Below are 9,898 nucleotides of genomic sequence, written 5' to 3' on the forward strand. Positions count from 1 at the left end.
CAAGATCTTCTACAAAGACGCCTTCGCCAAGCACCAGGAGTTGTTCGACGAACTCGGCGTCAACGTCAACAACGGACTGGTCGACTTGTACAACAAGATCGAGACCCTGCCCGCGTCACTGCATGACGAGATCGTCCGCGATCTGCACGCCTGCCACGAGCACCGCCCCGAACTGGCTATGGTCGATTCGGCCAAGGGAATCAGCAACTTTCACTCACCCAGCGATGTAATCGTGGATGCGTCGATGCCGGCGATGATCCGCGCGGGCGGCAAGATGTACGGTGCCGACGGTCGGCAGAAGGACACCAAGGCCGTCAACCCCGAGTCCACGTTCTCCCGCATCTATCAGGAGATCATCAACTTCTGCAAGACGCACGGACAGTTCGACCCGACAACAATGGGCACCGTGCCCAACGTTGGCCTGATGGCACAGCAAGCCGAAGAATACGGGTCGCACGACAAGACGTTCGAGATCCCCGAAGACGGTATCGCCGACATCGTCGACCTCGAGACCGGCGAAGTGCTGCTGACACAAAATGTTGAGGCCGGCGACATTTGGCGGATGCCCATCGTGACCGACGCGGCGATCCGCGACTGGGTCAAGCTGGCGGTCACCCGGACGAGGAACTCTGGCATGCCGGTGGTGTTCTGGTTGGATCAGGAGCGTCCGCACGAGTACGAGCTGCGCAAGAAGGTCAACACCTACCTCGCCGACCACGACACCGAGGGCCTCGATATCCAGACCATGTCGCAGGAACGCGCGATGCGGCACACGATCGAGCGCGCCATCCGCGGGCAAGACACCATCGCCGCCACCGGCAACATCCTGCGCGACTACCTCACTGACTTGTTCCCGATCCTCGAGCTGGGCACCAGCGCCAAGATGCTGTCCATCGTGCCGCTGATGGCCGGTGGGGGAATGTATGAGACGGGAGCGGGCGGTTCAGCGCCTAAGCACGTCCACCAGCTGGTCGAGGAGAACCACTTACGGTGGGATTCACTCGGCGAATTCCTGGCGCTGGGAGCGTGTTTCGAGGACATCGGAATCAAGACCGGCAACGAGCGGGCCAAGATCCTGGGTAAGACGCTCGACGATGCGATCGGAAAGCTGTTGGACAACAACAAGAGTCCGTCGCGCAAGACCGGTGAGCTCGACAACCGTGGCAGCCAGTTCTACCTGGCGCTGTACTGGGCGCAGGAACTCGCCGCGCAGCACGACGACGAGGAATTGCGCAAGCACTTCGCCGCGCTGGCCGAGGAACTGGGCAAGGACGAAGACGCCATCGTCGCCGAACTCGATGAAGCGCAAGGCGAATCGGTCGATATCGGCGGCTATTACCGACCGGACGACGAGAAGCTCACCGCAGTGATGCGGCCGAGCAAAACGCTCAACACGGCGCTGGCTGAGGCGCGCGACTGATCGGTCAGTCGACCAGGCCGCGAAGCGTCTCGATCAGCTTGACCCGCTCGGCGGCCGTGCCGGCGATCGGCACCACGTTCAACGTGGTGACCCCGGCTTCACGGAAGGCCGCCACGCGTTCCTTGACGAACCCGGGCGCTCCGATCAGCGAGACGTCGCGCACCAGCTCGTCGGGAACGGCCTTGGCGGCTGCCTCTTTGTCGCCGGCCAGATAGAGCTCTTGAATGCGGTCTGCCGCTTCGCCATAGCCGTATCGGGTGGCCAGGGTGTGGTAGAAGTTCTTGCCCTTGGCACCCATACCGCCGATGTAGAGCGCCAAGTGCGGCTTCACCACTTCCCTGAGCGGCTCGACGTTTTCACCGATGGCCAGGGTCGGACCGGCGAAGACCTCGAGATCGCCCAGAGCCGGGTCGCGGTTCGCTTTTCCGGTCGACAGCGCCTTGCCCCAGACGTCCTGCGCCTTCTCCGGGAGGAAGAAGATGGGCTGCCAACCTTCGGCGACCTCGGCGGCCAGCTCGACGTTCTTGGGTCCCAGCGCGGCGATCAGCACTGGAATACGTTCGCGGACGGGCTTATTGATGAGCTTCAATGCCTTGCCCAGGCCGGTGCCCTGTTCGGCGGGCAGCGGAATCGTGTAGTGGGTGCCCTCATAGCGCAGCGTCTCGCGCCGCCACACCTGGCGGCAGATCTCGATGACCTCCCGGGTGCGTGCGATGGGCGCGTCGTAGGGCACGCCGTGGAAACCCTCCATCACCTGGGGGCCGGACGCGCCCAGGCCGAGGATGAACCGGCCGTCGGAGACATAGTCCAGACCGGCGGCCGTCATCGCGGTCAACGTGGGTGTGCGGGTGTAGAGCTGGAGGATGCCCGATGCCAGCTCGACACGATCGGTGCTGGCGGCCAGGTATCCGAGGGCGCTTACCGCGTCGAACGAATACGCCTCGGGGACAAAGACAATGTCCAAACCCGCGCGCTCGAGGTCGGCCACCTCGGCGGCCACCTCTTTGAAGCCGCCCGCGTAGTTGATCCCTAGCCCGATTCGCATGCCTGGCTCCCTATGCCGTCGAGGCCTCGACGGCCTCCTGCTGGATTCTCGGAAATTGTGCGGCCATCGCTTCGGATAACGCCGTCGCACCGGAGAGCGGTCGCACCATCACCTTAAGGTCATCGATCAGGCCGTCGTCGTTGACGTGGATGAAGTCGCAACCGTTGACCGTCACGCCGGGTGCGCCCGCGATCCCGGTCTCGAACTCAAGCGCGTGGTTACCGCCTGCGCTGTCGTGAATCTCGCGGACGTAGCGAAAGTCTTCGAAGACGCGCAGCACGCCGCGCAGGATCGCCGCGGTGATCGGCTTGCCGACGTAGGGCTTGAACGCCACCGGGCTGGTGAATACGACGTCGTCGGCGAGCAGGGCCGCCATCGCCGCTTCGTCGCGTTCTTCGACTGCCTTGCGGAAGGGATGCATCGGATACCTCTGATGGTCACTTTGTTGAGTAGGTGAGCTCGACAGTAGAACGTCGAGCCGAGTATGTCCATAGACTAATAATCAATTTTTTGACTATTACCTGATGTACTATCGCCGAATGTCGTTACGTGACGCCGTGTTGGTCGCGCTGCTCGAGGGCGAGTCGTCCGGCTACGACCTGGCCAAAGACTTCGACGCCTCGGTGGCGAACTTCTGGATGGCCACACCGCAGCAGCTTTATCGCGAGCTCGAACGTCTTTCCGCGCAGGGCCTGATCCAGGCGCGCATCGTCGAGCAGGAGCGCCGGCCGAACAAGCGGATGTTCTCGCTGACCGACGCGGGCTATGAGGAGATTCGGCAGTTCACCGGGAGGCCGCCTAAGCCGTCGGCGATCCGCGACGAACTGCTCGTCAAAGTGCAGGCACTCGACGTCGGCGACACTGCGGCAGTTCGTGACCTCATCGTCGAACGCCGCGACCGGGCCGAGGCGAAGGTGCAGCGCTACGAACGGCTGCGCGACCGTATTCTCGACGGCCGCAGCGAAGACGAATTTCTGGCCACGGCGCCGCGGATAGGGCCGTACCTGACCCTGATGCGCGGGATTTCCTACGAGGAAGAAAACGCCCGCTGGGCCGAGCGGGCGCTGACGATCATCGAGCAGCGTCAGGGCGCCGGGTCGGTCAGGTAGTGCGCGATGACCGGGCGCAGCCACTCGACGAGTTGTGCGTCGGACATGGCCGTCAATGGCGGCACGCCGAGGATGTAGCGGGCCACAGCCACGCCGAGTAGTTGGGAGCCGACCAGGGATGCGCGCTCGGGCGCGCGGTCGGGCGTGACGGTGGCCAGCGCGGGAGCCACCTGGCTGACGAAGACCGTGAGCAGAGCGTCCGCGGCGGCCCGGTTGGTGGCGGCCGCCCGCAGCAGCGGAAGCAGCGGACCCTGCGGGCCCCACGCCTCGACGAACACCGGCAGCAGGACATCGGCCAGCCGATCCGGTGCAACGCCCATGAGAACCGGAAAGTTGATCTCGAATTGCGAGGCCGCGGCGAAGAGCGCGGCCTTGTTGCCGAAGTAGTGCATGACCAGCGCGGGGTCGACGCTAGCCGCCGAGGCGACCGAGCGGATGGTCGTGCGCTCGAAGCCGTGGCTGCCGAACTGCGATCGTGCGATGTCCAGGATCGCTGCCCGGGTGGCCTGACCATCGCGTCCATCGCGCGTTTTCGGTGGCATCCCGGCATTGTATTCAACAACTGTTGACATCGTCGGAGGAACCGCCTAGCTTCGAGTTCAACAGTTGTTGATATGCCTTACCGAACCGCCTGCCAGGAGAGGTCGCGCTCATGACCGTCACCGCCATCCAGATCGGGCTCGACCCGGACGTCATCGATTACTCCTCGGCTGACTTCGCGCAGTTTCCCGGGTTGTCGAAAGAAAAGCTGCGCGCCGCCAACGAGGAGAACGTGGCCGGCCTGCGCGCCGCCGGCTACGACGTCGACAACTGCCTGATCGAGTTCGGTCAGGCCGGCGCCGACCAGGCCGGCCAATGGCTGGCGGCCAAGCGCTACGACGCGGTGCTGATCGGCGCGGGCGTGCGACTGCTGGCCGCAAACACGCTGCTGTTCGAGATGATTGTCAACGCCGCGCACGTTGCCCAGCCCGGCTGCCGCTTTGTGTTCAACCGTGGGCCCGTTGCCACGCCGGACGACATCCGTCGCTGGTACCCAATCCCCGAGGCGGTGGCGTGATGACCACACACGTCGTCGATGTCCTGGTCGTCGGCGCGGGCCCGACCGGGCTCACTGCCGCCGGTGACCTCGCACGAGCGGGCCGGTCGGTCACGATCCTGGAGCGCCGGCCGACGATCAACCCGTCCAGCCGCGCGTTCGCCACGATGGCGCGCACGCTGGAGGTGCTGGATGCCCGCGGAATCGCCGACGATCTGCTGGCGCGTTCGCACCAGGCTTCCGGTGTAACGATTTTCGGCGGCGCCCGCATCGACCTGACCCACCTCGACTCGCCCTACCAATTCGCGATGATCACCCCACAGACCAACGTCGACCAGGCGCTGGATACCTACGCCGCCGCGCAGGGCGCGGTGATTCGGCGCGGCCTCGAAGTCGTCGGCCTCGAACAGGATGCCGACCAGATATCGGTGACTACCCGGCCGTACGGCGGTGGCCCGCAGACTCGTTGGCGGGCAAAGTATTTGATCGGAGCCGACGGGGCGCACAGCACGGTTCGCGGATTGCTCGGGGTGGATTTCCCCGGCAAGACGATCTTGTCATCGATCGTGCTCGCCGATGTCAAGTTGGCGCACGGGCCGACCGGCGGCGGGCTGACGCTGGGCAGCACACCCAACGAGTTCGCGTTCTTGGCGCCGTACAACCGTCGCGAGGGGGACGGTTGGTGGTATCGCGCGATGGTGTGGGATCGCAAGCACCAAGTGCCCGACAGCGAGCCGGTGGATTCCGATGAAATCGCACGCGTTCTCGCACAGGCGATGAAGGCCGATCTCGGCTTGCTCGAGGTCGGCTGGAAGTCCCGATTCCATTGTGATGAACGGCAAGTCGAGCAGTATCGGCATGGCCGAGTGTTCCTGGCCGGCGACGCGGCGCACGTGCACTCACCGATGGGCGGGCAGGGTATGAACACCGGCATCCAGGACGCCGCGAACCTGGCCTGGAAAATCGACGAGGTGCTCGCCGGCGCCGATGACGCGGTGCTGGACAGCTATCACGACGAGCGTCATCCGATCGGCCAGCGGGTCCTGTCGCAGTCCGGGATGATGGCGCGCGGCGTCACCCTTCGTCCGAGGATCGCACGCGCCATACGAAACCTGTTGGCGCCCAAAATTCTTCGTATTCCGCGGGTTCGCGACGCGGTGGCGGGCAGCTTCGCCGGCACGACGCTGCGCTACGCCCATCGGGCAGACGAAAGCGCGCTCGTGGGCACTCGGGCGACGCAGATTCCGCTGGTCCACGACCGGCTGGCCGAGCTGCTGCGCGAGCCCGGCTTCGTGCTGATTCGCGAGCGCGGCAGGGCGGCGGTCGGCGTCACCGACCTGCACCAGGCGGAGCGGGCCGACTCCGGACCCGCTGTGCTGGTGCGGCCCGACGGCTACATCGCGTGGGCCGGCGACTCGGCCAACTGCTCGGAATGGCTTGGCGCGTTAGCCCGATGGGCCGCACCGGCTGCGCGTCCACACGTGGTGTCCGCGACCGCCTGACACCTAGCTGGCGGGCGGGTCCTCGACCGCGCGCAGCGGCGTGCTGTGTGCGTCGAGGAAGGCGAGGATGACCTCGGTCACCCGTTCCGGTGCCTCGAACATCGGAATGTGCCCGACGCCGTCGAGTTCGGTCACCCGCGTTCCGCCGGGAAGCTGTGCCTGGTAGTACCGGTGCGAACGGGGCGCCGGGAAGACTCGGTCCTTTTCACAGATCACCAGGTGCGCGGGGACCGCGGTGTGCGCCAATTCCACTAGCCCGGGCCCCAGTAGCGCTTTGCCCATCAGTTGGAAGTAGGCGGGGCAGTGCGCCGCGTCCTCAGCGATGGCCTCGAGTTCGCTGTCACTGACCCCGTCCGGTGATGCGCTGATCGGCAGCGTGGCGAGCTGACGGCTGAAAGGCAGCCGCAACGCGCGCGACCCTGCCAAGCGGGCCAGTGCCAGGAAGGGCAGCCCACTGACGAACTTGGCGATCACCTCGAATTTAGTCGGGGCCCAGCGGGTCCAGCCGCCGGCCGGCGCGATCCCGGTGACCGTGCGTGCCCGGCCGCGACGTTCCAGCTCGAAGGCCACCCAGCCGCCCAGGGAGTTGCCGACGATGTGGCAGGTATCCCAGCCCAGCTCGTCCAGCTGCCGTTCGACGTGGTCGGCCAGCAGCGACGAGCTCAGGAACCAAGTGCCGGCGCGCGGGCCGCCGTTGTGGCCGGCCATTGTCGGAGCAAACACCTCGTAGCGGCCGGTACCGGCCAGCTGCGGTGCCACTTTCTGCCACACCAGTTGCGAGATCAGGAAGGGGTGCAGCAACAGCACCGGTTCGCCTGAGCCGAGATGGATCGGGGCGCGGGAGGTCATGAGCCGACATTAAGGTGATACCACCGGTACCGCAAGGAGTGCCGCCGCCCGCGTGAAAAGATCAAGTCATCATGACTGCTACGCCGACGACGATGCAGAGCGAAGCGATGAGGAGGAGCGGCGTCAATGGGTAACGGTGGATCCAGCCGGGTTTTCTCCGGCGTGCAGCCGACCTCCGACTCGCTTCACCTCGGAAATGCGTTGGGCGCTGTGACTCAGTGGGCTCAGTTGCAGGACGACCACGACGCCTTCTTTTGCGTCGTCGATCTGCACGCCATCACCGTCCCGCAGGATCCCGCCGTATTGCGCCGTCGCACCCTGGTGACCGCAGCGCAGTATCTGGCGCTGGGTATCGACCCCGGCCGCAGCACCATATTCGTGCAGAGCCATGTGCCCGCGCACACCCAGCTGGCCTGGGTGCTGGGCTGTTTCACCGGTTTCGGCCAGGCCTCGCGGATGACGCAGTTCAAGGACAAGTCGTCCCGTCAGGGCAGTGATGCGACAACGGTAGGCCTGTTCACCTATCCCGTGCTGCAGGCCGCCGATGTGCTGGCCTACGACGCCGAATTGGTGCCGGTGGGTGAAGACCAGCGCCAGCATCTGGAGTTGGCGCGCGACGTCGCGCAACGGTTCAATGCCCGCTACCCGGACACGTTCGTGGTTCCCGAGGTCCTGATTCCCAAGGCCACCGCGAAGATCTACGACTTGCAGGATCCGTCGTCGAAGATGAGCAAGTCGGCAGCCACCGACGCCGGCTTGATCAGCCTGCTCGATGCTCCCGCGGTGTCGGCCAAGAAGATTCGGTCGGCGGTCACCGACAGCGAACGGGAGATCCGCTTCGATCCGGACGCCAAAGCCGGCGTGTCGAACCTGTTGAGCATTCAGTCCGCCGTCACCGGTGTCGACATCGACGCGCTGGTCGGGGGATACGCGGGACGCGGCTACGGCGATTTGAAGAAGGACACCGCCGAGGCTGTGGTGGAATTCGTGACACCGATCAAGACCCGGGTCGACGAATTGCTCTCAGATCCAACAGAACTGGAGGAAGTGCTGGCCACCGGTGCCGCCCGGGCCGATGCTGTGGCCGCGAAAACGGTTGACCGGGTTTATGACCGGCTCGGGTTCCTGCCGAGACGTCCCTAGCAGGTCATCGTGAGCGAGCCGGTCAAGCCAGGAATCCTCGATCGGCTGCGGGCGCGGTACGGCTGGTTCGACCATGCGATGCGGGCCAACGACTGGTACGACGAACGTCAGGGCAACTTTTATGCGGCCGGGCTGACGTACTACACGATCTTCGCGTTGTTCCCTTTGCTGATGGTCGGTTTCAGCGTCGCCGGCTTCCTGTTGTCGCGGCGACCCGCCGTGTTGAGCGCGATCGACAACAAGGTCAGGGCCGCGGTGCCCGGCGCACTGGGTCAGCAGATGCTCGATCTGATGAATTCGGCGATCGACGCTCGGGCATCAGTCGGCGTCATCGGCTTGAGCGTGGCGGTGTGGGTCGGCCTGAACTGGATGAGCAATCTTCGGGTTGCGCTGACCGAGATGTGGCGGCAAAGCAACGGTTCGCACGGATACATCCGCACCAAGTTCTCCGATCTGGTTGCGATGGTGTCGTCGTTCGTGGCCATTTTCGCCACGCTCGCGCTCAGTGCGCTGGCCGGTGCGGCGCCGATGGCCCGACTGCTGGCGTGGCTGGGTGTTCAGGATCTGCCGGGGTTGGACGCGATCTTTCGCGCGGTCTCGTTGCTGGTCTCATTCCTGTTGTCGTGGTTGGTGTTCGGCTGGATGATCGCCCGGTTGCCGAGGTATCCGGTCCCTTTCGTCAGTTCCGTCCGGGCCGCGCTGCTCGCGGCGATCGGCTTCGAACTGTTCAAGATGGCCGGAACCATCTATCTGAAATCGGTGCTGCACAGCCCGGCCGGTGCCACTTTCGGACCTGTGCTGGGTCTGATGGTGTTCGCCTACGTGACGGCACGGCTACTGCTCTTCGCCACCGCATGGGCAGCGACGTCGACGGACAGCCCGCACCCGCCGCCGGTAGAGCCGCCCGAGCCCATCACGATCACGCCGCGCGTGCAGGTGACCGAGGGATTCAAGACACGCGAGCTGGTCACCGCAGCCGTGGTGGGCGCTGTTGGGGCACTGGGCCTTTCCCGGCTCACGCGGCGCAACAGAGAATAGCCTCAGCCGCGCACTCAACATCGCGGGTGTTTCTTTCGCGAAACAATTCGGCCACGGGAGGGTGCGTCAGTCTCTGGACATGTCATTCTCTGGAGCAGGAATATATTGCGCTACGCAAAGGCGGGTAGGCGATGTCAGCTCCAAATCTCTTCCACAAACTGGCTGCGGAGACTCTCGGCACCTTTTGGCTGGTGCTCGGCGGCGTTGGCAGCGCGGTCTTTTCGCTGAAGGCCCAGTCTGATCTCTTCTCGCTCGGCATCGGTTATCTCGGTGTCGCGCTCGCGTTCGGTCTGACCGTACTGACCGGCGTGTACGCGTTCGGGACGATCTCCGGTGGGCATTTCAACCCTGCGGTCACGCTGGGTGCGGCGTTGGCTCGCCGCGTGGAATGGAAAGTGCTGCCGGGATATTGGATCGCTCAGGTGATCGGCGGTCTGCTCGGTGCGCTGGTGGTGTACTTCGTCGCGTTCGGCAAGCCCGGCTTCATCGCGACGGGCCACATGGCGGCCAACGGTTATGTCACCCATTCACCGACGGGTTACTCACTCGGTGCCGTCATCCTCGCCGAGATCGTCTTGACGGCCGTCTTCCTGTTCGTGATCCTCGGCTCGACCGACGCGCAGGCCCCGAAAGGCTTCGCGGGCTTGGCGATCGGCTTGACCCTGACGATCATCCACCTGGTGGCCATTCCGATCTCCAACACGTCGGTCAACCCGGCCCGGTCGACCGCTGTCGCGTTCTTCAACGGCGACGGTG

11 protein-coding genes are annotated in these 9,898 nt (G+C 64.9%); 7 read left to right on the forward strand and 4 right to left on the reverse strand.

Annotated elements, in window-relative coordinates; all coding sequences use genetic code 11:
• Window positions 1-1,420: NADP-dependent isocitrate dehydrogenase (locus tag VN856_RS06920; protein ID WP_325687450.1), on the forward strand; the 1,420-nt coding region annotated here is incomplete at its 5' end.
• Between the two features lie 4 nt (window positions 1,421-1,424).
• Here VN856_RS06920 and VN856_RS06925 read toward each other — a convergent pair.
• A complete protein-coding gene (locus VN856_RS06925; protein ID WP_325687452.1) occupies window positions 1,425-2,465 on the reverse strand; it encodes an LLM class F420-dependent oxidoreductase in 1,041 nt (346 codons plus the stop codon).
• A 10-nt stretch (window positions 2,466-2,475) separates the two neighbouring features.
• Window positions 2,476-2,886 carry a nuclear transport factor 2 family protein gene (locus VN856_RS06930; RefSeq protein ID WP_325687454.1) on the reverse strand — a complete coding sequence of 137 codons (411 nt, stop codon included), beginning with the start codon at window positions 2,884-2,886 and terminating at the stop codon, window positions 2,476-2,478.
• Between the two features lie 118 nt (window positions 2,887-3,004).
• On the opposite strand from VN856_RS06930, the gene VN856_RS06935 reads away from it, so the two are divergent.
• Window positions 3,005-3,574 (forward strand): PadR family transcriptional regulator, encoded by a 570-nt coding sequence (locus tag VN856_RS06935; protein ID WP_325687455.1) that lies wholly within the window; start codon window positions 3,005-3,007, stop codon window positions 3,572-3,574.
• On the opposite strand, the gene VN856_RS06940 is transcribed toward VN856_RS06935, so the two are convergent.
• The gene (locus VN856_RS06940) at window positions 3,550-4,116 is read right to left on the reverse strand and encodes a TetR/AcrR family transcriptional regulator (protein WP_325687457.1); all 567 of its coding nucleotides are present in this window, start codon (window positions 4,114-4,116) and stop codon (window positions 3,550-3,552) included. The genes VN856_RS06935 and VN856_RS06940 overlap by 25 nt on opposite strands.
• Window positions 4,117-4,226: 110 nt before the next feature.
• Between VN856_RS06940 and VN856_RS06945 the strand changes: the two genes are divergently transcribed.
• The gene (locus VN856_RS06945; protein WP_325687459.1) at window positions 4,227-4,631 is read left to right on the forward strand and encodes a hypothetical protein; all 405 of its coding nucleotides are present in this window, start codon (window positions 4,227-4,229) and stop codon (window positions 4,629-4,631) included.
• On the forward strand, window positions 4,631-6,112 hold the full coding sequence (locus VN856_RS06950; protein WP_325687461.1) for an FAD-dependent oxidoreductase: 1,482 nt from the start codon (window positions 4,631-4,633) through the stop codon (window positions 6,110-6,112). The genes VN856_RS06945 and VN856_RS06950 overlap by 1 nt, the downstream gene beginning before the upstream one ends.
• Before the next feature lie 3 nt (window positions 6,113-6,115).
• Here the strand turns inward: VN856_RS06950 and VN856_RS06955 are convergent, their stop codons facing one another.
• Entirely contained in the window at window positions 6,116-6,961 is an 846-nt protein-coding gene (locus VN856_RS06955) for an alpha/beta hydrolase (RefSeq protein WP_325687463.1), read from the reverse strand.
• Window positions 6,962-7,087: 126 nt separating this feature from the next.
• On the opposite strand from VN856_RS06955, the gene trpS reads away from it, so the two are divergent.
• The 3 genes from trpS to aqpZ form a co-directional block, all read left to right on the forward strand.
• Window positions 7,088-8,104, forward strand: coding sequence for a tryptophan--tRNA ligase (trpS, locus tag VN856_RS06960; RefSeq protein ID WP_325687465.1), 1,017 nt, complete (start codon window positions 7,088-7,090; stop codon window positions 8,102-8,104).
• Between the two features lie 9 nt (window positions 8,105-8,113).
• A complete protein-coding gene (gene yhjD / locus VN856_RS06965; RefSeq protein ID WP_325687467.1) occupies window positions 8,114-9,142 on the forward strand; it encodes an inner membrane protein YhjD in 1,029 nt (342 codons plus the stop codon).
• Between the two features lie 131 nt (window positions 9,143-9,273).
• The coding region (gene aqpZ, locus VN856_RS06970) for an aquaporin Z (protein ID WP_325687469.1) at window positions 9,274-9,898 on the forward strand (625 nt) is incomplete at its 3' end.

Origin of the sequence: Mycobacterium sp. (genome assembly GCF_035603715.1) — a bacterium.
GTDB lineage: Bacteria > Actinomycetota > Actinomycetes > Mycobacteriales > Mycobacteriaceae > Mycobacterium.